We start from the raw sequence: 24,750 nt of genomic DNA on the forward strand, positions 1-24,750 counted from the left end.
TCGGGGGAGTCGCGCTTTGCGCGACGGGGGCAGCGCCCCCGCATGCGCGCCGCAAGGCGCGCGGATCGGCCCGCGTCAGCGGGCCGACACCATGTCACGTCACTCCGCCGCGCGCAGGTCCGGTGTCAGCTCCATCGTGGTCGCGGGCGCATCTTCCCAGATGATCTCGGGCGATTTCACCTGGCGTGCCGCACGGTTCAGCGCCCAGTCGCGCGCCGCCCGACTGCCACGACCAAAGCTCAACCTTGCCAGGAGGCGCGCGAACCACAGCACGTAGGTCGTGAACCAGACCCGGATCGCCAGCATCGCGGGGGTAAAGACCAGCGTCAGCACGGTCGCGATCCCCAGGCCGAACACCACGGCTGTTGCCAGGTTCTTCCACCACAGCGCAGTCGGGCTGTCGATCGAATAGCCGCCGTTGAAGAAATCCAGGCTGAGCCCCAGCATCATCGGCGCAAGGCCCGCCATCGTGGTGATCGTGGTCAGAAGGACGGGGCGAATGCGATCCTGCGCGGTGCGCACGATGGCCTCGATCCGCGGCATGAAGCGCGAATACTCCTGGTAGGTGTCGATCAGCACGATGTTGTTGTTCACGACGATCCCCGCCAGCGCCACGATCCCCGTTCCGGTCATGATGATCGAGAAATACTGATCCATCACCAGCATGCCGATCAGCACGCCCGTCGTCGACAGGATCACCGCCAGCAGCACCAGCACCGAGTTGTAGAAGCTGTTGAACTGCGCCAGCAGGATGATGAACATCAGGAACAGCGCGCCGCCAAAGGCCGATTGCAGGAAGGCCTGGCTTTCCTCCTGGTCCTCCTGGTCGCCGGTCCATTCCCATTCGATGCCCGCGGGCAGCGGATCGGTCTGCAGCCATTCGGTCAGCACCTCGATCCGTTCCGTCCCCGTCACCGGCACGACCTTCAGCCGCGACATCTCGCCGGCGCCCGCCTGGGCGGCGACCTCCTCGGGCGACATGTCGGTCAGCCAGCGCACGTCGCCGAAGTGGCGGAGATTTTCCCCCATCAGCCATTCGAAGAACCCCGACGAACGGCCAAAGTCATGGCTCCAGTCCGCGGCCGAGATGTCGGAGGTTTCCGGATCCAGCTCGACGCCGGTCATCAGCGGCACGAACTCGGTCTTGTCCGTACCGTCCGGGCCGGTCGTCGTCACATCCCAGCCGATCTCCATCAGGCTTTCGCGGACACCCGCCTTGACGTCGAAAAAGCGCGTCTGGTCGATGCGCTCGATCTCTGCCAGCTTGGCCACCGGCTCGCGGGTGATGAAATTCACCAGCGGCACCAGCCCGTCCGGGGTGCGGACCTTGAGGCTGTCCAGCGTGGAGAGCACGCGGTTTTCCTCGGGCAGGCGCACGCGGATGTCGATTTCCTCGTCCGAGGTGCCGGGGGTATAGCTGCCGATGGCCAAACCGCGCGTCACCAGCTGCACCATCGCGCCCACGGTGGCCACGTCGGCGCCGTAGCGGCCCGCCTTTTCCACGTCCACGTCGATCTGCCAGTCGATGCCGGGCAGGGGGCGCGTGTCCTCGACCAGGGTCAGGCCCGGGGTGCTGTCGAACTTGGCCCGCACGACGCCAGCCGCCTCCAGCAGCGCGGTCCAGTCATCGCCGCGCAGTTGCAGGTGCACCGGCTTGGCGCTGGCCGGGCCGCGCGCCTGGGCCAGGATCTCGATCTCGACGCCGGGAATGCGCTCCAGCTTTTCGGTCAGGTCGTCGAGGATCACGTCGCCGTCCAGCTGTGCCAGCGGGATGCCGTTGGCACGGGCATAGGCGGGGCGGTCGTCCCAGGAAATCGTCTCGAACTGGACCTGGCCGATGGTGTCCTTGGGCGCCGCGGCGCCGCCGGTGTTGTTGTCCAGCCCGCCTTCACCGGCAAAGGAGAAGGCATTGAGGATGCCGGGATGGGTCAGGACGATCTGTTCGGCCCGCTTCACCAGCGCGTCCTTTTCCGCAAGGCTCAGGTTGCCGCGTGCGCGGACGTAAACGATGGCCTGCTCCGGTTCGCTTTCGACGAAGAAGTCCACGCCGTTGTTGTTCTCGCCGTAATAGGCGAAGACGCTGATGACAAAGCCGACGACGGCAAAGACCGTCACCAGCGGCATGATCGGGTTGCCGGCGATCAGCTTGGTGAAACTGCCGAAGAAGGTCCGGCGGCTGCGGGCGTCGACGCGCTTGGGCTTGCGCCGGATTTCGGCGGCGTCCATCACCACCGAAGAGATCACCGCAAAGAGCACGAAGACCACGACGCCCGGCATGTGCGCGCTCCAGCCCGTCGCCTCTGTCGGGCCCAGGTAGCTGGGGTTGAGGACCATCATGGCGCCGGTGAACAGCCCCAGGATCGCGACGGGCACCAGCAGGATGCGCAGGCTCCAGTGCAGGCGCGCGCGCAGCCAGTCGCCCGCACGGTGCACGTTGCGCGAGAACCGCCCCGAGACGCCGCCCATGACCGGCAGGTAGATCAGCGCCACCACCAGCGAGGCGGTCAGCACGAAGATGATGGTGATCGGCAACATGCCCATGAACTCGCCCGCGACACCGGGCCAGAACAGCATCGGCAGGAAGGCGCAAAGCGTCGTCGCGGTGGACGAAACCACGGGCCAGAACATCCGGTGCGCGGCCTCGACATAGGCGTGCATCGGGCCGGTGCCCTCGGCGATGCGCTTGTCGGCGTATTCCACCACCACGATGGCGCCGTCGACAAGGATGCCCACGGCCAGGATCAGCCCGAACATCACGATGTTCGAGATCGTCACCCCCATCATCGCCAGCAGCACGAAACACAAGAGGAAAGAGGTCGGAATGGCAAAGCCTACCAGCAGCGCGGGCCGCAGGCCCAGGCTTGCCAGCACCACGATCATCACCAGCGCGATGGCCGTCAGAACGGACCCTTCGAGCTGGCTGACCATGCTGGCCACCTGCCGGCTCTGGTCGTTCGAGGTGCCCACGTCCAGCACCGCGCGCAGCTCGTCGGGCCAGGTCTCCTGCGCTGTGGCCAGTTCGGCCTTCACCTGCGCCACGGTGTCGATGATGTTGAAGCCCTTGCGCTTGACCACCTGCAGGGCCACGGTCTGCGCGCCGTTGAAGCGCGCCGTGCCCTTGCGGTCCTCGAAGGTCAGGTTGATCGAGGCCAGGTCGCCCAGCGTCACCACGCGGTCGCCGTTCACCTTGACCGGCAGGTCATAGACATCGCGCGCATCGTCAAAGCTGGACGGGATCTTGACCGAAAAGGCGCCGTTTTCCGTTTCAACCTCGCCCGCGGCGATCAGCTGATTGTTGTTCTGGACAACGCGGATCAGCTCGTCGGCGGTGACGTTGTAGCTTTCGAGCCTGAGCGGGTCGATCACCACTTCCAGCATCTCGTCGCGGTTGCCCGCGATCCCGGCCTCCAGCACGGAATCGAGTCCTTCGAGCCGGTCCTGCAGGTCCTTGGCCACCTTGTTCAGGGTGCGTTCCGGCACCGGGCCGGACAGGTTGACGATCAGGATCGGGAATTCCGAGAAGTTGATCTCGTTGATCGAGTATTTCTCGGCGCCCTCGGGGAACTCGGCCTCGGCGTTGTTCATGCCATCGCGCACGTCGGCGATGATCTTGGTCTTGTCCCAGCCGAACTCGAACTCCAGCGCCAGGCCAGCATAGCCCTCGGCGGCGGTGGCGGTCATCTTTTTCAGCCCGTCGAGGTCCGACAGCTCTGTCTCCATCGGCTTGACCAGCAGCTTTTCGGAGTCGGCGGCCGAAATGCCGGGGAAGGGGACCGAGACAAACAGCGCCGGGATCTCGATGTCCGGTTCGCCCTCCTTGGGCAGCGAGACATAGGCATAGGCCCCGACCACGAGGCTGAGCACGATGAAGGCGATGATCATTCGGGCCCGTGCGGCGGCCCAGTCGATGATGCCGGTCATTGTATGATATCCTCGTAACTCGGAACCACGGTCACGCCGTTGGTGACATACTCCTGGCCGACGGTGATCACGTTGATCTCATCCGGCAGGCCGGTGATCCAGACCCCGTCGCGGGTGTCGCGCAGGATCGAGACATCCATCCACTGCACGCTGTCGTCCGGCTTGACCGTGCGCACGCCCAGCTTGCCCTGGTCGTTCAGGGTCAGGGTGGATTGCGGCAGGAGATGCGCCTTGGCGCCCTCGGCCTCTATGGCGACCTCGGCGGTCTCGCCGTCGCGGATCGACAGATCGGCGTTGTCGACGGTCAGTTCCACCAGGAAGGTCCGGGTGGTCGGATCGGCACTGCGCGACACGAAAGTGACCTCACCCTGCACGATACGCCCGTTGGTCAGCCGGGCGCCCGCCTTGGCGCCCACCATCACGCGCGCGACGGTGGTTTCGGGCACGTAGCCGACAATCTTGATCGGGTTCAGCTGGATCACGGTGGCGCAGGCCGATCCGGGCTGCAGCAAGGCGCCCAGTTCCGCCGTGTCGGTCTCCAGCAGCCCGGCAAAGGGGGCGTGCACCTTCAGGCGGTCGATCTCGCGCCGGGCCGAGGCCACGGCGGCCTCGGCGGACTGGATCGCGCTCAAGGCGCTTTCTTCGCCGGTCCTGGCGGACTGGATGCCCGCCGTCGCGGTTTCAAGCTGGGCGCGGGCGGCGATGACCGCCGCCTTGGCGCCTTCGACGCCGGACAGGGCCGAGGCCACGGCGGCCTTGGCCCCCTGAAGCTGGCTTTGCGCGGATTGCACGCCGGCCAGGGCGTTCTGGATCTGCGCCTTGGCCGAGATCACCCCGGCACTGGCATTGCGGATGCCGCTTTGGGCCGCCTGCACGGCGGCCTTTGCCGTCTCGACCTGGCTCTTGGCGGTCTGGACGGCGGCCAGCGCTCCCTGGAGTTGAGACTTGGCCGCCTCGATGCCGGAGGCGGCGGATTTCAGCCCCAGTTGCGCGGTCTGCACGGCGGTCAGCGCGGTTTCATAGGCGGCTTCGGCCCCGGCCAGCCGGGTCTGCGCGGCAAAACCGTCGCGGGCCAGTTCCTGCGAGGCGCGCAGGTTGATTTCCGCCTCGCGCACCTGTGCCTGGGCCTGTTTCAACCGCGCCTCGGCCTCGGGCACGCGGGCCTCCGCCTCGGCCAGAAGGGCCTTTGCGGCGGGGACACCGGCCTCGGCTTCTTTCAGGCGGGCCTCGGCAGCGGGCACAGCAGCCTTCGCCTCTGCCAGCCGGGCCTCGGCCTCGGGGACGCGGGCCTCTGCCTCTTCCAGCCGGGCCTCGAACTCTGGCACCCGTGCCCTGGCCTCTGCCAGCCGGGCCTCGGCGGCGGGTATGTTGGCGCGGGCCTCGGCCAGCTGTGCCTCGGCGGCGGGCACGGCAGCCTCGGCCTCTAGGATGCGCGCCTGGGCAGAGGGAAGCTGTGCCTGCGCTTCGGCCAGCCGGGCCTTGGCCTCGGGCAGGCGCGCCTTGGATTCGGCCAGGCGGGCCAGCGCCTCTTGCAGGGAAACCTGGCTGGTGCCCGGGTCGATCTCGCACAGCAATTGCCCGGCCTCGACCAGCGATCCCTTGCGCAGCGGTTCGGACACGATCTTGCCCGAGGTTTCGGCCCGCACCTCGACCTGGCGAACGGCCTGCGTTTCGCCGCGCAGGATCACCTCGCTGTCGACAACCTGCGCCACCGACCGCTTGGCCATCACGCGCACCGCGCCTTCGGGCAGGGCATCGGGGGCACCGGCCTCCAGCGCCGGGTCCGCGCCATCGGCAGGATCAGGCCCGCCATCCGCAACGTCCCCCTGCGCTGTCGGGGCCACCTCGCGGGAGAATTCCAGCAGTCGGTCCCGTTCGAACACAACCCCGTATAGGACCGCGGCCACAAGGCAGGCGGTCAGGATAGACATGATGCGCATCGTCTTCGTCCCTTCGGCGCCGAGCCACGTGGCCCGCCGCACATCCTGTTAATCGTTACGTTGCCGAGCCGACCCGAACCCCGCGACCCGGGCGACTCCGGGCTGAACTGTTCCGTTCAGTTTTAGGGTGCCGCGACGGAGGCTTCAAGCACGGGGCCGGTTTTTGCGCTGCAAAGCGGCGGTTTTTCGACAATTCTGCGAGAGTTTCGCGATTAACGGGCATCTACGCGACAATTCGCTGGTCCGGTTTGGGGCCTGCAAACGCCCCTTGCCGGTATGCCTTCTCGCCTTGGCACTGCGCGGCGGGACATGTAAGAGGGAGAAAACCAACCGGAGGGGGCCCGTTTGAGCGACGCCGACAGTTTTATCGACGAGGTGACCGAAGAGGTCAAACGCGACCGTCTTTTCGCCACTTTGCGCAAGTGGGGCTGGGTTGGCGTGGTCATCGTGCTTCTTATCGTCGGCGGCACCGCCTGGCGTGAATGGAGCATCGCCTCGGCCGAATCCCGGGCTCAGGCCTTTGGCGACAGCGTGCTTGACGCGCTGGATGCAGAGGAACCGGCGCAGCGTATCGACGCCCTGGCCGCAATCGACGCGCCCACGACCGGCGCCGCGGCGATTCTGTCGATGCTGACCGCTGCCGAGGAAGGCACCGCAGGCGATGACGCCGAGGCGGTCGCCCGCCTGCAGGCGGTGGCCGACAATACCGAGATCCCGGCCATCTATCGCCAGATCGCCAGCTACAAGGCCCTGACCCGCGGCGCATCCGTCCTGCCGGTCGACGAACGCCGCGCGGGCTTCGAGGCGCTGGCCGTGCCGGGGCAACCGCTGCGCCTGCTGGCCGAAGAGCAACTGGCCCTGATCGAGATCGAAACCGGCGAGCGTGACGCCGCGATTGCACGGCTGGAACGCCTGGCAGAAGATGCCGAGGCGACGCAGGGCTTGCAGCGCCGGGCCGGGCAACTGATTGTGGCACTGGGCGGCGACGCGCCCGGAAACTGAGCCCGCGCAGGCGGGGCGCACGGCGGGGGGCAGGGCCCCGGGTAGTGACGAAAAGGGGCATGGTGATGCTGCGCAAGACCTCTCTGCTGATTTCGCTGGCCGCGCTGGCGCTGACGGCCTGTGCCAAGAGCGAGCAGATCCTTCCGGGGGAACGTCTGAACGTCCGGGATGTGCTGACAGGCGGTTACGATGACGGCGCCGCCCCGGCATCGACCGGCCCGCAGGCCCGCGCCTTTTCCACACCTGCCAGCGTGACCAACACCGACTGGGCGCAAAGCCCCGTGTCGCCGATGGTCCGGGTCACCAACCCGGCCCTGGGACAGGTTCTGAAGCCGCTGTTTTCGGTCGGGATCGGCGCGGGCGACGGGCGCAAGACGCGGCTGAATGCCGATCCGATCGTCGCGGGCGGTCGCATCTTCACGATGGACGCCAACCACCAGGTCCGGGCGACCGCGACCTCGGGTCAGCAACTGTGGTCCGCGACCCTTGTCCCGCAGCGCGACAAGGCGCCCGAAGGACAGGGCGGCGGGCTGGCCTACGGCGAGGGCAAGCTGTTCGTCTCGTCCGGTTTCGGCATGCTGACCGCGCTGGACCCGGCCACGGGGCGCAAGCTCTGGGAGCAGGACCTCAAGAACACCGCCACCGGCGCGCCCAGCTATCGCGACGGGCTGGTCTACGTCGTCTCGGGTGACAGCACCGCATGGGCGATCGAAAGCGACGATGGCCGCGTCCGCTGGCAGTTCGACGGCACCAAGGATTTCAACAACATCGCCGGAGCGCCCGCCCCCGCGATTGACGACAAGTACGTTGTCTTTGCCTTCGGATCGGGTGCCGTGTCTGCGGCTTTCCGGCAGGGCGGGCTGCAGGTCTGGAACGCCGAGCTGCTGGGCCGCCGGACCGGCGTCACCATCGCCGGCATCAACGATATCACCGGGGATCCGGTGATCGCGGGCGACCGCGTCTTTGCCGGCAACCACTCGGGGCGCGCGGTGGCGTTGTCGGTCTACAACGGAGAGCGCATCTGGACTGCCAAGAACGGTGCTCTGGGTCCGATGTGGCCCGCCGGCGATTCGGTGTTCTTCGTCTCGGATCTCAACCAGCTTGTGCGGCTGGACGCGGGCACGGGCCAGGAAATCTGGAGCCGTGACCTGCCGGGCTATCGCCCGACGCGCAACCCGAACCGCCGCCGCGACGGCGCCTATGCCAACCACGGACCGGTGCTGGCGGGGGGGCGCCTGATCGTGGCCAGTTCGGATGGCAAGATCAGGGCCTTCAACCCGGTCGACGGCAAGTTGTTGCAGGAAATCGCGATCCCCGGTGGCGCCACGACGCGCCCCGTGGTGGCGGGCGGCACGCTGTACGTCGTGTCCCGCAAGGGCGTTCTGCACGCCTACCGCTAGGATCCCGCCGTCCGATCCCTACGCCAGCGGACCGGGCACAATGGCCCCCGGTGTGAACCGGGGCGCCGGGATGCCCCTTTCCCCCTGCTTTGAAATGCGTTAAGCGGCGCCCTTGATCCTTGGAGCCGGGCCATGAGTTTCTCTCTTGCCATCGTCGGCCGCCCAAACGTGGGCAAGTCGACCCTGTTCAACCGTCTCGTCGGGCGGCGCCTGGCGCTGGTCGACGACCAGCCGGGCGTGACCCGTGACCTGCGCGAAGGCGAGGCCAAACTGGGCGACCTGCGGTTTACTGTCGTCGACACTGCCGGGCTTGAGAACGAGACCGACGAGTCTCTGCCCGCCCGGATGCGGCGGCTGACCGAACGGGCCGTGGACGAGGCGGACATCTGCCTGTTCCTGATCGACGCGCGCGCCGGCATCCTGCCCGATGACGAGGTGTTTGCAGAGATCCTGCGCAAGCGGGCGAAACACGTCATCCTTGCAGCCAACAAGGCCGAGGGATCCGCGGCGGATGCGGGCGTGATCGAGGCCTATTCGCTGGGCCTGGACGAGCCGATCCGCCTGTCGGCCGAGCATGGCGAGGGCATGAACGAGCTTTATGCCGCCCTTCTGCCCCTGTCCGAAGGGTTCGAGGCGCGGGCCGCCGCAGAAGCGCCGGAAGTCGAGGTCACGCTGAGCGAGGAAGAGGCCGAGGCGGGCGAGGGCGACATGCGCCTGCCGACGCGGGACAAGCCCCTTCAGATCGCCGTGGTCGGGCGCCCGAACGCGGGCAAGTCGACGCTGGTGAACGCGATCCTGGGCGAGGAACGGTTGCTGACCGGGCCTGAGGCAGGGATCACGCGCGACGCGATCTCGGTCCAGATGGACTGGGGCGGCGTGCCGATGCGGATTTTTGACACGGCAGGGATGCGGCGCCGGGCCAAGGTCCAGGACAAGCTGGAAAAGCTGTCGGTCTCGGATGGCATCCGGGCGGTGAAATTCGCAGAGGTGGTCGTGGTGCTGCTGGATGCGGCCATCCCCTTCGAGACCCAGGACCTGAAGATTGCCGACCTTGCCGAGCGCGAGGGGCGGGCCGTGGTCGTGGCGGTCAACAAGTGGGACGTTGAGAACGAGAAACAGGACAAGCTGAAATGGCTGCGCGAGCAGTTCGAGCATGTCCTGCCGCAGCTGCGCGGCGCGCCGCTGGTGACAATTTCCGCCCGGACGGGCAAGGGGCTGGACCGGCTGCAGGCCGCGATCATGCAGGCCTATGATGTCTGGAACCGCCGCGTGCCCACGGCGCAGCTGAACCGCTGGCTGGAAGGCATGGTGAGCCGCCATCCGCCCCCCGCGCCGCAGGGCCGCCGCATCAAGCTGCGCTACATGACCCAGGCCAAGACCCGGCCGCCGGGGTTTGTCGTGATGTGTTCGCATCCCGACAAGCTGCCCGAGAGCTATTCGCGCTACCTTGTGAACGGGCTGCGCGAGGATTTCGACATGCCGGGCACGCCGATCCGCCTGACCATGCGCGGGCAGGGCGACCGCAACCCTTACAAGGGGCGCAAGAAGAAGAACGCGGGCGCGCTGAAGAAGCACCTGGGCAAGCTGCAGTCGAAGAAGGACTGAGGCGGGGGCGCCGGAACGGGACTGTTTGCGGCTTGCGCCGCAAAGGCGCCCGCCCGCCGACCCCTTGGACAGGCTGCGCCTGTTTTTTGCTTCATGAGTCACCAGGGAACACGCATCGCCTGCGCCCCTGAGCCCTCCCTCGCTTTTTGAGGGCCTGAGCCAGCCGTCCCCGAGTCGCAAGGGCAAGCCGCGCAAAGCGCGGGGCTGCGCCCCCTTGCGACTCGGCGTCGTCCGACTCTGATCGGCCTCAAGCGAGTGAGGGCTCCGGGGAACAGGCTGGGGCGAGGGACGATTCTGGTGGGGGCGGTGCCGGGGGCTAGCGGAGCGGTTCGAGGCGGTCGAGCGCGAGGCCGTCGGCCCAGGTGCCGTGCAGGGCGCCGTCGGGCATCAGGACATAGACCACCGGGTTGCTGTCGCCCTGCCAGTCAACCGTCAGGATACGGCCCTCCAGCCGTCCGGTGCCACGAAAGACCTGGCCGGCGATGGTCCAGGCCAGTTGGTACTGGGCGCCGTTGGCCGTCATCTCCAGTGTGCCGGTATAGGCGGAGCCATCCGGGTTGCGGCCCGCGACGCGGTAGGCGCCGGTGATGTCGGCCCCCGCTTCGAGGTGCAGGCTTTCCTGGGCGGTGAGCGGTCCGGGGAGAAACGGCAGCGAGAGAAGGCAGGCGGAGAGAAGCAGGGCACGCATTGTGGAAACCTCTTGAAACGAATGCGCGGAGCCTAGGCCCGGGGCGGCCCCCTGTCCAGAACGGAGAGGCCCGCCGCGGTCTACTCGGTGTCGGTGCCGCGCACGCCGAGGATGGCGATCATGCCCACCAGGGCCAGCCCGGTCACGGCGGCGTTGAAGGGTTGGCCATTGGCCACCACCACGCCGACCAGGGCCCAGATCACCGTCATGCCGTATTCCGGTGCCCGGTGCAGTCGGTACTGGATGGTCACCGAGAGCGCCATGCAGACCGAGAGCGACAGCAGCGCCGCCGGGGTGGGCGGCATCCAGCCGTAGCCGCCGATCACCACGCCGGTGCCGACGCAGGCCGCCGCCGAAAGCCAGCCGGCATAGACCGCCACCGGACCCTGTTGCAGCCAACGGTCCGTGTCGCCCGCCCGCCAGAGCGCAACCAGCGCGGTGCCCAGCATGACCCAGATCAGCAGGGTGGCCAGCACCGGGGACCATTGCGCCACCGGCAACCAGATCGCCCCCACCGCGAGGCTGGCGAAAAGCGGCGGGCGCATCGGCGCCCAATCCACGTCATCGCTGCGCCGCAACAGGCCAAAGCCCGTGCCGACCACCAGCCAGGCATAGATCAACCCCCAGATCGCAAAGGCATAGCCCGCCGGCTGAACCGGGGGATCTTCCAGGACGACGGGGAATTGCGACGGCTCATATCCGTTGAACCCGGGCACCAGCCAGGGCGCGGCCGCGAAACAGAGCGCGGCCAGGAAACAGAGAAGGGCCCAGAGGCGGGTCAAGAGACCGCCTCCGGACAGGGGGGCGTCCGGCTCATGCCAGCGTACCCTCGGCAGTCAGCCGGGTCTTGCCCCCCAGGTAGGGATGCAGCGCCTCGGGCAGGTCGACCGAGCCGTCCGCCTGTTGGCCGTTTTCCAGCACCGCGATCAGGCAGCGCCCCACCGCGAGGCCCGAGCCGTTCAGCGTGTGCAGGAACTCCGGCTTGCCGCCGGCAGAGGGGCGGAAACGGGCGTTCATGCGCCGGGCCTGGAAATCCCCGCAGGTCGAGACCGAGCTGATCTCGCGGTAGGTGTCCTGACCCGGCAGCCAGACCTCGATGTCATGGGTTTTCTGCGCGCCGAACCCCATGTCTCCGGTGCAGAGCACAACCGTGCGATAGGGCAGGCCCAGCTTTTCCAGGATGCCTTCGGCGCAGGCCGTCATGCGGTCGTGTTCCTCCAGCGACTTGTCCGGATGGGTGACCGAAACCATCTCGACCTTCTCGAACTGGTGCTGGCGCAACATGCCCGAGGTGTCCTTGCCCGCCGAGCCGGCCTCGGAGCGGAAGCACTGCGAATGCGCCGTGTAGCGGCGGGGCAGGTAATCCTCGTCCACGATCAGACCGTTGACGATATTGGTCAGCGTGACCTCGGAAGTGGGGATCAGCCACCAGCCATTCGTGGTCTTGTAGCTGTCCTCGCCGAACTTGGGCAGCTGGCCGGTGCCATACATCATCTCCTCGCGCACCAGCACGGGGGCCCAGGTCTCTGTCAGGCCGTTCTCGTCGACATGGGTGTTGATCATGAACTGCGCCAGCGCCCGGTGAATGCGCGCGACGGCGCCCGAGAGCACGACGAAGCGGCTGCCCGAAAGTTTCGCGGCCACCTCGAAATCCATGCCCGGTTTCACGCCGTCGAGGTCGAAATGCTCTTTCGGGGTGAAATCGAAGCTGCGGGGCGTGCCCCAGCGTTTGATCTCGACGTTGTCGTTCTCGTCGGCGCCTTCGGGGACGCTGTCGAGCGGCAGGTTAGGGATGCCGGCCAGCAGGGTGTCCAGCTCGGCGTCCAGGCCCTTGGCCTTTTCCTGCATCTCGCCGACCTCGGCTTTTTTGGCGGCGACAAGTGCACGCAACCGCTCGAACTCGGCCTCGTCGCCGCTGGCCTTTGCCTTGCCGACTTCCTTGGAGGCGCGGTTCTGTTCGGCCTGCGCCTCTTCGGCGGCGGTGATGGCGGCGCGGCGCGCGCGGTCCAGGTCGAGGACCTGCGACGACATCGCATCAACCCCGCGACGGGAAAGTGCCGCATCCCAGGCGGCGGGGTTTTCGCGGATGGCGCGGATGTCGTGCATCGTATCCTCCAGAAGGTAGTGTGAGTCGCGGGGGTTATGCCCCATCTTGGGTAAGGAAGGTAGAGGGGCTGCGGGGCTTGTGTGTCAATCCCGGCCCGCTGCCGCGAATTCCCGCCGCAGCCAGCCGTCGACGGGCACTGCCAGCGCCTCTTCGTCGCGGGTGACGGCGACGATCACCGCGACGATGCGCCGTGCCGCGCCTTCGCCCGCCATGACCGGCCCGCCGCTTTGTCCCGGCTCCACCCGACAGCCGATCCGCCAGATGCCGCGATAGGCGTCCCCGTAGCAGAGCGGTGTCACCGTCAGCCTGTGCGGCCGTGAGCGGCGATAGCCCATCAGCGTCAGGGGGCCGGGCAGGGCCACGTTGCCCAGGGCCAGCGGCGGCGGGGTCAGCCTGTCTTCCAGTTCGACCACGGCAATGTCATGACGCAGGTCGAACCGGCCTTCGGCAAAGGCCTCGGGGTGGACGCGGACCTCGCGGATGCGGGCGGCGCCGGTGTGTTCCTCGCCGTCCCAGCCAGCGACAAAGACCATGTCCGTGATCCGCTTGAGATAGCCGTCCTCTGGCCGGGTGACGCAATGGGCGGCAGTCAGGGCCAGGTCGGGGGCGATCAGCGTGGCGGTGCACATCTCGGTCATGCGGTAACCGGCGGTGTTCAACCGCCCGATCGAGGGCTCCCCGGCCGGAAGGGGCAGGGGGAGCAAAATCAGGGTCAGAGCCATGCGCAGCATGAGCGGGCCTTTCGCTTTGGCCCTGTTCGCAAGGCGCACGGTAGGCGTTGCGCAGCGCCTGGGCAAGGCAGGTTGCACCCGTCGGGCCCTGTACGGGCGGACCTCTGCGACCGGCGCCGCGGTGAAACGAAACAAATGGGGCAGATGAACAAATCAACGCAGGGTGCCCGGCCTTCTTGCATCTGGCCAGTACCGCGCATAGGTTCCGGCCAAATTTCGCGGGGGATGCCCCGCCGTATTCCAACAGGAGCATCCCCAATGGACGCAAGCGCAATCGGCCAGTTTCTTCCGCTCATCCTGATCTTCGCGATCATGTATTTCCTGCTGATCCGTCCGCAGCAGAAAAAGATGAAGGAACATCAGAAGATGGTGGGCGCCCTGCGCCGTGGCGACCAGGTTGTTACGCAGGGCGGCCTGATCGGCAAGGTTGCCAAGGTCAAGGACGACAAGGAAATCGAGGTCGAACTGGCAGAAGGCGTCAAGGTGCGCGTGGTCAAGCAGACCATCGCGCAGGTCCTGTCCAAGACCGAACCCGCCGAAAGCTGATCGGGCATGCTGCAGGTCGATCTCTGGAAGCGCGTGCTGATCTGGGCCACCGTCGTGGTCGGCCTGCTGCTCGCCATGCCCAACGCATTCTATTCGCGGGTCGAAACCCACAACGATGCCGTCAAGGCCATCGAGGCGGGGTTCGACACCTCTGAAAACCGTGACCTTGCCGCCGGTTGGCCCTCTTACCTGCCTTCGGGGCTGGTGAACCTGGGGTTGGACCTGCGCGGTGGCGCGCACCTGCTGGCAGAGGTCCAGGTACAGGACGTCTACGAGGCGCGGATGGAATCGCTCTGGCCCGAGGTCCGCGATCTGCTGCGCGATGCGCGGGACGAGGTCGGCACCATCCGCCTGCAGCCAAACGCCCCCCTGGGCGAACTGCGCATCAAGATTTCGGAACCCGCTGGCATGAACCGGGCCATCGAACTGGTGCGCACCCTGGCACAGCCGGTGGTCTCTCTCACCGGGGCCGGATCAACGGACCTGGAAGTGCGGGGCGAGGATGACGTGCTGGTCATCACCCTGTCCGAGGCCGAGCGCCAGGCGCTTGACGACCGCACCATGCAGCAGAGCCTCGAGATCATCCGGCGCCGCATCGACGAGGTCGGCACCCGCGAACCGACGATCCAGCGCCAGGGTTTTGACCGCATCCTTATCCAGGTGCCGGGCATCGGCTCTGCCGCCGAACTGAAAGAGATCATCGGCACCACCGCGCAGCTGACCTTTCAGCCCGTGGTCAGCCGGACCTCCGACAGCAGCGAACGCCCCGGCGTCGGCAACGAACTGGTGCCCGCGCTGGACCAGGAGGGTGTCTACTACATCCTCGAACAGGCGCCCGTCGTCACCGGCGAGGACCTGACCAACGCCCAGCCCGCCTTTGACCAGAACGGCCGCCCGGCGGTGAACTTCAGCTTCAACCCCTCGGGCGCGCGGCGTTTTGGCGATTATACCGCGCAGAACATCGGCTCTCCCTTTGCTATCGTGCTGGACGACGAGGTGATTTCCGCCCCCGTCATCCAGGCCCATATCGCGGGCGGCTCGGGCATCATCACCGGCAATTTCACGGTCGAGGAATCGACCCAGTTGGCGGTGCTCCTGCGCGCGGGCGCCCTGCCGGCGGAACTGGTCTTCCTCGAGGAACGGACCATCGGGCCGGAACTGGGGCAGGACAGCATCGACGCGGGCAAGATCGCCACGATGGTGGCCTTTGTCGCGGTGCTGGTCTTCATGGCGCTCAGCTATGGTCTCTTCGGTCTTTTCGCCAACGTCGCGCTGATCCTGAACATCGCGCTGATCTTTGGCCTCTTGTCGATGATCGGGGCCACGCTGACCCTGCCGGGTATCGCGGGCATCGTGCTGACCGTGGGTATGGCCGTGGACGCCAATGTGCTGGTGTTCGAACGGATCCGCGAGGAATTGCGCACTGCACGCGGGCCGGCGCGGGCGATCGAACTGGGCTATGAAAAGGCCCTGTCGGCGATCGTCGATGCGAACATCACCACCTTCATCACGGCGGTGATCCTCTATGTCATGGGCTCGGGCCCGGTGCGCGGCTTTGCCGTGACCCTGGGTTTCGGCATCCTGACCTCCGTCTTCACTGCGATCTTTGTCACGCGGCTGCTGATCGTCATCTGGTTCGAACGCCGCCGTCCGAAAACGATCGAGGTCTGACATGCGCCTGAGACTGGTACCCCAACAGACCAACTTCGATTTCTTTTCACGTCCGGTGCTCTGGCTGGGCATCTCGGCGGTCCTGATCCTGCTGGCGCTTGGCAGCTTCGGGCTGCGCGGGCTGAACTACGGCATCGACTTTCGCGGCGGCACCACGATCCGGACCGAAAGCGCGCAGCCGGTGGACGTGGGCGCCTACCGCGATGCGCTGGCGGCGCTGGAACTGGGCGACGTGGTGATCTCCGAGGTCTTCGACCCGAACTTTGGCCCCGAACAGAACGTCGCCATGATCCGTATCGGCGCGCAGGACGGCGAGGAGGCGGTCAGCACCGAGGTGATCGAAATCGCCGAGGCCGCGCTGCTGGAAATCTCACCGGACATCAAGTTCGTCTCGGTCGAATCCGTCGGGCCCAAGGTCTCGGGAGAGTTGATCCGGACCGCAGCCATTGCCGTGGCGCTGGCGATTGGTGCGGTGCTGATCTACATCTGGCTGCGCTTCGAATGGCAGTTCGCCCTCGGCGCCGTTGTGGCGCTGGTGCATGACGTGATCCTGACAATCGGCATCTTCTCTGAGCTTCAGATCCGGTTTGACCTGGCGATCATCGCGGCGCTGCTGACCATCGTCGGCTATTCGCTGAACGACACGGTCGTCGTCTTTGACCGCGTGCGCGAGAACCTGATCAAGTACAAGTCCAAGGACCTCAAGGAAGTCCTGAACCTCTCGATCAACGAGACGCTGAGCCGGACCTTCATGACCTCGGCCACCACCCTGCTTGCGCTGATCGCGCTGCTGGTGCTGGGCGGCGACGTGATCCGGGGCTTTGTCTTTGCGATGACCTGGGGCGTGATCGTCGGCACGTATTCCTCGATCTTCGTGGCCTCGGTCATGTTGCTGCGCCTTGGCGTGAAACGCGACTGGTCCAAGCCGACGGACACCACCGGCAACCAGTTCGGCGACATCGATGCCTGATGCCTGGTTCAGCCTGTCTCCGATGGAGACGGGCTGGATCGTCCTGGCGGCTTTTTTCGCCGGGTTGGTGCGTGGTTTTACGGGCTTTGGCTCTGGGCTGGTCTTTCTGCCGGTTGCGGCCCAGGTCCTGCCGCCCTTCGGTGCAATCCTCACGATGACGCTGATGGACCTGTTCGGTCCCTTGCCGATCCTGCGCCGCGCCTGGAGCGACGTTGATCGCGGCGACCTGGGGCGGTTGGTGCTTGGCTGCATCTTGTGTCTGCCGCTGGGACTTTGGGCGCTGACCCGCATCCCGCCCGAGGTGTTTCAGCTTGCCGTGGGTCTGCTGGCACTTGCGATGCTGGGCATCCTGTCGCTTGGGCTGCGGTATCGCGGCACGGTCAGTCGGCGTATGGTGACGGGGATCGGCGGTGCGGCCGGCGCATTGGGCGGCGTGGCCGGCCTGCCGGGGCCGCCGGTGATCCTGTTCTACATGTCGCGGCCGCTGCCGGTCCGGATCATCCGCGCGACGATCCTGCTGTTTCTCCTCTCCTATGACGTGCTGCTGGTGGGCTATATGGGGGCCTTCGGGCGGCTGGAGCCGGGCTTTGCCCTTCTGGGGCTGCTCATGGCGCTGCCGAACATGGCGGGCAACATGGTGGGGGGATGGCTGTTCCGACCGGAGCAGGAGCATTTCTACCGCGGCATCGCCTATGTCCTGATCGCACTGGCGGCCTTGTCCGGCCTGCCCATTTGGGAGTAGGTAGCAGCCATGCGACTGAACGAGATCACATTCACCGATGCGCTGCCGGTCGACGGCTATGGCCCCGGCTTTTTCCGTGTCGGCGGCGAGGTTCACGAGGGCGCGCTGCTGATCTGGGACCGGGGCCGCGCCGACTGGGGCGGGCTGGAGGATCACGAGACGCTGCTGAGCATGATCGGCTTTGTCGACGTGATCTTTGTCGGCACGGGGGCCGAAACCGCCCATCTGCCCAAGGACCTGCGTGACCGGCTGGAAGAGGCGGGACTTGGCGTCGAGGCGATGAACTCGCCCTCGGCCTGCCGCACCTATAATGTTCTGCTCAGCGAAGGCCGCCGCGTGGCGCTGGCCGCACTGCCGGTCTGAGCGGCGAATGCCGAAAGGGGGCGCTGCCCCCTCTGATCCCGGATCAAGTCCGGGACCATTCACCCCCGAGGTATTTTTCAAACCAAAGAAGCAGCGGTGCCGCACCGCCGGGGGCATCGCGTCGCGGCGGGCGCTTGGGGCTTTTGCGGGCGCGCGCGCTGGGGTAAGCCGCAAGGCATGGAACTGACGGCAAGCGATCTGACGGTGGCCCGGGGCGGCGTGCCGGTACTGGACGGGGTGAGCTTTGCGCTGGCGCCGGGCCGGGCGCTGGTGCTGCGCGGCCCCAATGGCGCGGGCAAGACCACGCTCTTGCGCACCGTGGCGGGATTGCAGCCCGCGATGGCCGGAGAGGTCAGTGGCGCCGGTGAACGCATCGCCTATGCCGGGCACGCGGACGGGTTGAAATCCATGCTCAGCGTGGCGGAGAACCTGCAGTTCTGGGCGCGGGTCTTTGGCACCGAGGGGATTGGATCGGCGCTGTCCGCCTTCAATCTCGACGCGCTGGAGGACCGGCTGGCAGGGACGCTGTCTGCCGGGCAGAAACGCCGGCTGGGACTGGCGCGGCTGATGGTGACGGGGCGCCCCGTCTGGGTGCTGGACGAACCGACCGTCTCGTTGGACACGGCCTCGGTTGCGCTCTTTGCCGAGGCGGTGCGCGCGCACCTGGGGCAGGGGGGATCGGCGCTGATGGCCACCCATATCGACCTTGGCATTCCGGAGGCGGATGATTTCGACGTGACGCCCTATCGCGCGACACCACGCGCGGCGCTTCGGGACGAGGCCTTTCTGTGATCGCGCTTTTGACACGGGATCTGCGGCTGGCGGTGCGCGCCGGGGGTGGGTTCGGCCTTGGCCTGGCCTTCTTCCTGATCGTGACGGTGCTGGTGCCCTTTGGGGTCGGCCCGCAGACCGGCCTTTTGACTCGGATCGCGCCGGGCATCCTCTGGATCGGCGCGCTTCTGGCCTGCCTGCTCTCGCTCGACCGGATCTTTGCGCTGGATTGGGAGGACGGCAGCCTCGACCTGCTGGCGACCGCGCCCCTGCCGATGGAGGGCATCGTCAGCGTCAAGGCGCTGGCGCATTGGATCACCACCGGGTTGCCGCTGGTGTTGGCGGCACCGGCGCTGGGGGTGCTGCTGAACCTGGCCGGGCCGGGATACCTGTGGCTGTTCGTCAGCCTTGCGCTGGGGACGCCCGCGCTGTCGGTGATCGGCACCTTTGGCGCGGCGCTGACCGTGGGGCTGAAACGCGGCGGCCTGCTGATGTCGTTGCTGGTGCTGCCGCTTTATGTCCCCACGCTGATCTTCGGCGCCGAGGTGGCGCGGCGGGGGGCCGAAGGGCTGGCGGTGCAGACGCCTCTCTTGATGTTGGCGGGGATCAGTTTCGGGGTGGCGGCGCTGCTGCCCTTTGCCAGCGCGGCGGTCCTGCGGATCAACCTCCGGTGAGCGCGCGCCCGTGACGTATTGCGCCCGCACGATATTTGCGCTGTAACCCTGCGAAAGGGAGGCCAAGGACCATGTCGATCTGGGAATATGCCAATCCGGTCAAGTTCATCCGCACCGCGGATGTGCTCTTGCCCTGGGTGACGGTGGCTGCGGTGATCTGTTTGGTCACCGGGCTGGTCTGGGGGTTCTTCTTCACGCCCGAGGATTTCCGGCAAGGCTCGACCGTCAAGATCATCTACCTGCATGTGCCGGCGGCGATGATGGCGATCAACGCCTGGCTGATGATGCTGATCGCCTCGCTGATCTGGATCGTGCGGCGCCACCATGTCAGTGCGCTGGCCGCCCGTGCCGCCGCGCCCATCGGCGCCACCATGACGGTGATCGGCCTTGTCACCGGCGCGATCTGGGGCCAGCCCATGTGGGGCACCTGGTGGGCCTGGGACCCGCGCCTGACGGTCTTTTTGATCCTCTTCCTCTTCTACCTGGGATACATGGCGCTCTGGGAGGCGATCGAGGATGATGACACCGCCGCCGACCTGACCTCGATCCTCTGCCTTGTCGGATCGGTCTTTGCGCTGCTCAGCCGCTATGCCGTGCAGTTCTGGAACCAGGGGTTGCACCAGGGATCGTCGGTGCTGCGCGCGGGGGCGGTGACCGGGGTGGACACCACCGAGAAGGTCTCGAACGTCTATTTCATGCCGCTGCTGGTCTCCGGGATCGGGTTCGTCCTGCTGTTCCTGGCGCTGGTCCTGCTGCGGACGCAGACGGAAATCCGGGCACGCCGGTCGCGCGCTCTGCTGGCACGGGAGCGCAGCGCATGATGCCGGAACTGGGCAAATACGCGGGCACGGTGCTGTCCTCTTACGCGGTCTCGCTGGTCCTGATTGTCCTATTGATCGTGGTCAGCGTCCTGCGGTCCCGCCGGATCAAGGCCGAGTTGCAGCGCATCGAGGAGCGTCAGAAGAAGAATGGCTAAGGTTTCTCCCCTCATGGTGGCGCCGCCGCTGATCTTTGCGGCACTTGGCGCGCTGTTCTACTTCGGCCTTGGGCGCGAGGACCCGGACAAGCTGGAATCCATGTTCGAGGGCAAACCCGCCCCGGAGATGACCGAGGCCGCACTGCCGGGCTATGCGGCCATCACGCCAGAGATGCTGGCCGGCGGAGAGGTGACGGTGGTCAACTTCTGGGCCAGCTGGTGCCCGCCTTGCCGCGCCGAACACCCCGTCCTGCTGCAAATGCGCGAGGAGGGCATCCGCCTTGTCGGCGTCAACATCAAGGACCAGGCGGGCAATGCCACCAAGTACCTGGCCGACGATGGCAATCCCTTCATGGCGGTGGCCTTCGATCCCGCCGGGCGCACGGCGATCGACTGGGGCGTGACCGGCCCACCGGAGACCTTTATCCTGGACGGCGAGGGCACCGTCCTGTTCAAGTTCGTCGGCCCCCTGGTGGGGTCGGATTACGAACAGCGGTTCCTGCCCGAACTGAACGAGGCCCTGGGCCGCTGAAAGATTTCCCTGAGGAACTTCTTTGGAAGGCGCTACACTCGCCCCTGCGTGCGAGTCGAATGTCTACAAAAAGAAGCGATTTTTCAGGGAGAGGGACATGTTTCCACGACTGACAGGGCTATGCCTGGGGCTGGCAATGGCCGGCGCCACGGCGTATGCGGAACCGAGCCTTGACCGCGGACGCTACCTGGTCGAAGGACCGGCGGGCTGCGGCAATTGCCATACACCGATGGGGCCGCAGGGTCCGGTAATGGACCAGAACCTGGCCGGACGGCTGGTGGACAAGAACCCTGCCTTTACCGCCATTGCCCCCAACATCACGCCCGCCGGGGCTGTTGCGGGCTGGTCCGATGCCGAACTGGCGCGAGCCATCCGCGAAGGACTGCGCCCCGACGGCACGATCATCGGTCCGCCGATGCCATTCCCCATGTACCGCGGTCTGTCGGATGACGACGTGATGAGCATTGTCATGTATTTGCGCACCTTGCCCGCGGTCGAGAACGACCCGGGCAAAAGCACTTACAACATCCCGCTGCCGCCAGCCTATGGCCCGCCCATCGACAGCGTGCCCCATCCCGAGCAGGCGGTGAGCGTCGAATACGGCGCCTACCTGGCCGGGCCGGTGGCGCATTGCATGGAATGCCATACCCCGATGGGAGAGAAGGGGCCGATGCTGGACAGCCGCCTGGGCGCCGGCGGGTTCGAGTTCCACGGCCCCTGGGGGACGTCTGTCGCCGCCAACCTGACCTCGCACGAGGATGGTCTGGCGGGATATACCGACGCCGAACTGGCTGACATGATCACGAAGGGGATGCGGCCCGACGGCAGCCCGATGATGCCGCCGATGCCCTACGGATACCTGTCGCAGATGACGGGGGATGACCTCTCGGCCATCATCCTCTACCTGCGCAGCCTGCCGCCGCTGCCCGACGCGGGCTGAACGGGGCCGTCAAACCGGTGAAAGGGGCCTGTCGGTCAGAGATCGCAGGCCTCTGCCGGTGCGGTGAGTTGCTGGGGGGCGGCACAGGGCTGTGCGGCGTCGTCCTGCCCGGCATAGGCGCCGATCACTGCCAGCATCAGCAAGGCCGCGGCCTGCAGAATGGTCAGGGTTTTCATGGGTCTGCCTCTTTTGTCTTTCTGTCCAAGACATGGGATCTCGAGGCTGATTTACAGGGGGAATTGGACGCCGCGCAGGTCAGGAAATCCGCCAGTGCGCGTGATTTGCGCGGAAACCTGCAACCATGTCCGGGAAATGAGCATCCTTTGGCCTATCTCCCGGGGGGGCGCACCTGCCGGAGCATCGGGCCAGCTGCAGGTTCTGGCATTCGGCTACGATGAAAGAGAAGCGGGCCCTGCGAAAATCGCAGGGCCCGTCCAGAGTGCCTGTTGTACGAAACGCGCCTCGGAAGACTAGGGCGTTCTGGGGATCAGGCGCTCTTGCGGAACTGGGGGACGGGGGTAGTCATGCCCAGTTGCGCGCGCAGGTGTGCAGGCAGCATGCGGCTTGACGAAACGCGCGGCTTCGTCATTTCCGGGATCAGGCGTTCCACACCATCGTAAAGCGCCACATAGTCGTCGTAGTTGTCGAAGTTCTTGCGCGCGGCGTAATCGACGAAGGTTTCCGCCGCCGCGCCGTTGGCGATGATCTCTTCATGGCTCTCGGTCTCGACATGGTAGACCTTGAAACGGCCACCCAGTTCCGTGGCCGACACGAAGTCGATGGTCGAACCGTTGACCAGGGCCGATGCATTCACGACCAGCCCGTCCAGGATCATGCCGTGATCCGCGGTGACAGTCAGGTCGCTGTGGGGCAGACCGTCGCCAAGCGCGCCCGCGCTGATGCGCACCATCTGCTTGCCGGTTTCGCTGAAGAGGCTGCTCAGGGTCTGGACGCCCAGCCATTTCACCGTGGTCTCGGATCCGTCTGCCGTCCGGATCGTGTCGCCGATGGCCAGTTCCTCGACCGGGCGCTCACCCTGTGCGGTGTCGATCAGGGTGCCTTCTGCAAAGCAGTAGGCGTAAGGTGCGTCGCTGGTCAGGTTGATGGTCGAGGTCAGAATCCCCGCGAGCGGCTCGCCTTCGGGGTACCAAAGGTATGTCGTCCCACCCTGCGAGAAGGCCACCACGGGTTTCGAGTCGAGCTCGATACCGCCAATGCCGATTGTCGCTGCGGTGCCTTGACCGATGTAGGAAAAGCCGCTGCCATTGAACGTGGCGGTATCGGCGGTTTCGAATGTGTCGTCATCGTCGACGAATGTGGCCGTGCCCAGTTCAGGACCGTAAGGCAGCAGACCGACGTCCAGGACGCCGCCGACGGAAAGAGCTACGGCGCCCGTATACTCGTGCACGTTGTTAAGGTCGATTGTGGACATGAAATTCTCCTATACGTCACACCAGAAAGCGCAGGGCTCCGAAGAGACCTGTCCCGCAGACACGCCGATACACATCCCGAAGATTGTGCTGGCACCTTCGGAGTGGCAAAGATTCGCTCCCGCATAAGAAGAATTACCCAGTGGTCTTCACGCGGTCAATCTTATAGGTGTATCTTAGTTTGATAGTTTATTGGTACTAAGGTCTGTGTTCACTAAAGAGGCAGTTGGGTCTATTGATGTTTAATGTTGCAAAATATTCATAATTTTTTTGCTTCAGTTGGAGTATGTGGAAATTTGACACGCCGTCTAAGGTGGCCACATCTCACGCCTTGTTGGCTGTGCCGGAGCGTGACCTTGACCGTTGAAAACCCAGTGGCAATCAGGGATTGTATTTGATTTTTTGAATCTTATCGGGTATACGTGGCTTCTTGTGAATGGGGTGAATGAAAAAAGGGCATAGTGTCCTGGCCGCATTCGCAGTGCGAACCCCGGGTTCGGGCGGGGAGAGGAGATTTCAGATGGATAGGTCGGTTTAGACACCGGCTCATGAGCCAACGCCTACAAGAACATCCCAGGGTGCCCCTTCGGACAGACGTCTCGACGAGGGACATCATCGACCGCGTCAAGATCGGGCGCCCGCCGCATCATCCGGCCAAGGGGACGATTACTTGCCATTCGAAGTGTGGGTCTTACGCTGAGCCAGTCGCCATGCCTGACTTGGGCTCATTAGCGACAACGTGCCGAGGCTGGCAGATCTCTTGCAAAGCGGGTCTGTCTCCGGAGGCCCAGGCGCGACGCGATGTCCGCTGGCAGGTGGCGTCCGCTAGAGATCCGAGGCGCCGGCATCTCGGGGATGATCCGTTCGCAGCCATAGAGCGCCAGGTATTCGTCGAAATTGTCGAACCGCCGCCGGTCACGGTAGTTGATGTAGCTCTCCGAGGGCGCGCCGTTGGCCAGGATCGCCTCATGGGCCTCCGTCTCGACATGGTAGACGGTCAGGCTGTCCGGCAGGTCCCGCAACGGCACCCAGTCGATCGTTCCCCCGTTCACCAGCGCCGAGGCATTGATGATCCGCCCGTCGATCATCATGCCGTGGTCGGCGGTCACGGTGAGGTCCGCCAAAGGCAGCCCGGCGCCAAGGGCGCCTGCACCAATGCGCACCAGCCACTGCCCCCTGTGAGGGGCGGCCAGCCTTTGCCGACCGATCCAGTGCACCCGCGCAATCCCGCCCGTGGCGGTCGGCAAACGGGCGCCGATCTGCAGGGTCTCGACCGCGACGGGGCCGTCTGTGGTAGTGATCATGGTGCCGGGCGCGAAACAGTCGGGGTAGTCGCTGGTATCCAGCGTGTCGAGGTTCAGCGGGCTGGGAAAGGTGTAGTCGGCGATATTGTCGGTCAGCGGAATCGGAATGAAACTGAACCCGTTGCTCAGCGCAAAGACCGGCAGGTTCACCGTGCCGCCCCCGGCCTTGGCCACGTCGACATTGCCAAGATAGGTGCAATTGCTGTTGTTGACGCCATTGACCCGGTAGATCAGCGTATCCCCGGTCTCAAAGCTGTCATCGACCTCCAGCTCGACCACTTCCAGCAGGCTGGGTTCCGTGCCCGATCCGCCCAAGGTGACGGTCCCGGAGGTGCCCGCGTAAAACCCCGAGCTTTGAAACTGGAAGGTTCCCATGACCTTTACGTCCTCTCGTTACCCAAGGTTCGGGGGACATTGGCAGGCCCTACCGCCAATCG

General features: G+C 65.9%; 23 protein-coding genes. 14 read left to right on the forward strand and 9 right to left on the reverse strand.

The annotated features are described in order from the left end of the window. Positions 1 to 99 precede the first annotated feature (99 nt). Together BLQ71_RS03355 and BLQ71_RS03360 are read right to left on the reverse strand one after the other, a co-directional pair. Positions 100 to 3,921 (reverse strand): efflux RND transporter permease subunit, encoded by a 3,822-nt coding sequence (locus BLQ71_RS03355; protein ID WP_074620716.1) that lies wholly within the window; start codon positions 3,919 to 3,921, stop codon positions 100 to 102. Then, complete coding sequence (locus tag BLQ71_RS03360; RefSeq protein ID WP_175459219.1) at positions 3,918 to 5,852, reverse strand: HlyD family efflux transporter periplasmic adaptor subunit; 1,935 nt, start codon at positions 5,850 to 5,852, stop codon at positions 3,918 to 3,920. The genes BLQ71_RS03355 and BLQ71_RS03360 overlap by 4 nt, the downstream gene beginning before the upstream one ends. Positions 5,853 to 6,206: 354 nt before the next feature. Here BLQ71_RS03360 and BLQ71_RS03365 point away from each other — a divergent pair, with 354 nt between their 5' ends. The 3 genes from BLQ71_RS03365 to der all read left to right on the forward strand — a co-directional run bounded on the left by BLQ71_RS03365 (position 6,207) and on the right by der (position 9,868). Continuing rightward, positions 6,207 to 6,863, forward strand: a complete 657-nt coding sequence (locus BLQ71_RS03365) for a tetratricopeptide repeat protein (RefSeq protein WP_043143260.1) — start codon at positions 6,207 to 6,209, stop codon at positions 6,861 to 6,863. Positions 6,864 to 6,928: 65 nt separating this feature from the next. Further along, complete coding sequence (locus BLQ71_RS03370) at positions 6,929 to 8,263, forward strand: PQQ-like beta-propeller repeat protein (protein ID WP_074620994.1); 1,335 nt, start codon at positions 6,929 to 6,931, stop codon at positions 8,261 to 8,263. A gap of 132 nt (positions 8,264 to 8,395) precedes the next feature. Continuing rightward, positions 8,396 to 9,868, forward strand: a complete 1,473-nt coding sequence (der, locus tag BLQ71_RS03375) for a ribosome biogenesis GTPase Der (RefSeq protein ID WP_074620718.1) — start codon at positions 8,396 to 8,398, stop codon at positions 9,866 to 9,868. 316 nt (positions 9,869 to 10,184) lie between these two features. Here der and lfb1 read toward each other — a convergent pair whose 3' ends face one another. The 4 genes from lfb1 to BLQ71_RS03395 all read right to left on the reverse strand — a co-directional run bounded on the left by lfb1 (position 10,185) and on the right by BLQ71_RS03395 (position 13,394). Next, a complete protein-coding gene (gene lfb1, locus BLQ71_RS25900; protein WP_229754814.1) occupies positions 10,185 to 10,556 on the reverse strand; it encodes an LIC10280 family protein in 372 nt (123 codons plus the stop codon). Positions 10,557 to 10,636: 80 nt separating this feature from the next. Next, positions 10,637 to 11,338 carry a TspO-related membrane protein gene (locus BLQ71_RS03385; protein ID WP_074620719.1) on the reverse strand — a complete coding sequence of 234 codons (702 nt, stop codon included), beginning with the start codon at positions 11,336 to 11,338 and terminating at the stop codon, positions 10,637 to 10,639. A 31-nt stretch (positions 11,339 to 11,369) separates the two neighbouring features. Continuing rightward, complete coding sequence (gene serS / locus BLQ71_RS03390; RefSeq protein ID WP_074620720.1) at positions 11,370 to 12,662, reverse strand: serine--tRNA ligase; 1,293 nt, start codon at positions 12,660 to 12,662, stop codon at positions 11,370 to 11,372. Between the two features lie 84 nt (positions 12,663 to 12,746). Then, on the reverse strand, positions 12,747 to 13,394 hold the full coding sequence (locus BLQ71_RS03395; protein WP_074620721.1) for a trypsin-like serine peptidase: 648 nt from the start codon (positions 13,392 to 13,394) through the stop codon (positions 12,747 to 12,749). A gap of 258 nt (positions 13,395 to 13,652) precedes the next feature. On the opposite strand from BLQ71_RS03395, the gene yajC reads away from it, so the two are divergent. The 11 genes from yajC (at position 13,653) to BLQ71_RS03450 (ending at position 21,579) form a co-directional block, all read left to right on the forward strand. Beyond that, on the forward strand, positions 13,653 to 13,940 hold the full coding sequence (gene yajC, locus BLQ71_RS03400; protein ID WP_043143267.1) for a preprotein translocase subunit YajC: 288 nt from the start codon (positions 13,653 to 13,655) through the stop codon (positions 13,938 to 13,940). A 6-nt stretch (positions 13,941 to 13,946) separates the two neighbouring features. Then, positions 13,947 to 15,611, forward strand: a complete 1,665-nt coding sequence (gene secD / locus BLQ71_RS03405; protein ID WP_043143269.1) for a protein translocase subunit SecD — start codon at positions 13,947 to 13,949, stop codon at positions 15,609 to 15,611. A 1-nt stretch (position 15,612) separates the two neighbouring features. Further along, positions 15,613 to 16,581, forward strand: a complete 969-nt coding sequence (gene secF / locus BLQ71_RS03410) for a protein translocase subunit SecF (RefSeq protein WP_043143270.1) — start codon at positions 15,613 to 15,615, stop codon at positions 16,579 to 16,581. Next, complete coding sequence (locus BLQ71_RS03415; protein ID WP_043143272.1) at positions 16,574 to 17,323, forward strand: sulfite exporter TauE/SafE family protein; 750 nt, start codon at positions 16,574 to 16,576, stop codon at positions 17,321 to 17,323. Before secF ends, BLQ71_RS03415 begins: the two co-directional genes overlap by 8 nt. Positions 17,324 to 17,332: 9 nt before the next feature. Next, a complete protein-coding gene (locus BLQ71_RS03420; protein WP_043143273.1) occupies positions 17,333 to 17,686 on the forward strand; it encodes an Mth938-like domain-containing protein in 354 nt (117 codons plus the stop codon). A 177-nt stretch (positions 17,687 to 17,863) separates the two neighbouring features. Next, positions 17,864 to 18,478: a heme ABC exporter ATP-binding protein CcmA gene (gene ccmA / locus BLQ71_RS03425; RefSeq protein ID WP_074620722.1), complete on the forward strand. Its 615-nt coding sequence runs from the start codon at positions 17,864 to 17,866 to the stop codon at positions 18,476 to 18,478. Further along, on the forward strand, positions 18,475 to 19,131 hold the full coding sequence (ccmB, locus tag BLQ71_RS03430) for a heme exporter protein CcmB (protein WP_074620723.1): 657 nt from the start codon (positions 18,475 to 18,477) through the stop codon (positions 19,129 to 19,131). The genes ccmA and ccmB overlap by 4 nt, the downstream gene beginning before the upstream one ends. Before the next feature lie 71 nt (positions 19,132 to 19,202). Continuing rightward, on the forward strand, positions 19,203 to 19,952 hold the full coding sequence (gene ccmC / locus BLQ71_RS03435) for a heme ABC transporter permease CcmC (RefSeq protein ID WP_043143279.1): 750 nt from the start codon (positions 19,203 to 19,205) through the stop codon (positions 19,950 to 19,952). Further along, entirely contained in the window at positions 19,949 to 20,107 is a 159-nt protein-coding gene (ccmD, locus tag BLQ71_RS03440; protein ID WP_172429616.1) for a heme exporter protein CcmD, read from the forward strand. The genes ccmC and ccmD overlap by 4 nt, the downstream gene beginning before the upstream one ends. Continuing rightward, on the forward strand, positions 20,100 to 20,639 hold the full coding sequence (locus tag BLQ71_RS03445) for a DsbE family thiol:disulfide interchange protein (RefSeq protein WP_043143280.1): 540 nt from the start codon (positions 20,100 to 20,102) through the stop codon (positions 20,637 to 20,639). Before ccmD ends, BLQ71_RS03445 begins: the two co-directional genes overlap by 8 nt. A 97-nt stretch (positions 20,640 to 20,736) precedes the next feature. Beyond that, positions 20,737 to 21,579, forward strand: coding sequence for a cytochrome c (locus BLQ71_RS03450; protein WP_074620724.1), 843 nt, complete (start codon positions 20,737 to 20,739; stop codon positions 21,577 to 21,579). Between the two features lie 35 nt (positions 21,580 to 21,614). Here BLQ71_RS03450 and BLQ71_RS26275 read toward each other — a convergent pair whose 3' ends face one another. From BLQ71_RS26275 to BLQ71_RS03460, 3 genes are all read right to left on the reverse strand, one after another. Then, positions 21,615 to 21,755, reverse strand: a complete 141-nt coding sequence (locus tag BLQ71_RS26275; protein ID WP_157923283.1) for a hypothetical protein — start codon at positions 21,753 to 21,755, stop codon at positions 21,615 to 21,617. Positions 21,756 to 22,066: 311 nt separating this feature from the next. After that, positions 22,067 to 23,011 (reverse strand): Hint domain-containing protein, encoded by a 945-nt coding sequence (locus BLQ71_RS03455; RefSeq protein ID WP_074620725.1) that lies wholly within the window; start codon positions 23,009 to 23,011, stop codon positions 22,067 to 22,069. A gap of 726 nt (positions 23,012 to 23,737) precedes the next feature. Then, the gene (locus BLQ71_RS03460) at positions 23,738 to 24,688 is read right to left on the reverse strand and encodes a Hint domain-containing protein (protein WP_074620726.1); all 951 of its coding nucleotides are present in this window, start codon (positions 24,686 to 24,688) and stop codon (positions 23,738 to 23,740) included. Between the last annotated feature and the right edge of the window lie 62 nt (positions 24,689 to 24,750).

The organism is Antarctobacter albus (assembly GCF_900101505.1).
GTDB classification, from domain to species: domain Bacteria; phylum Pseudomonadota; class Alphaproteobacteria; order Rhodobacterales; family Rhodobacteraceae; genus Antarctobacter; species Antarctobacter albus.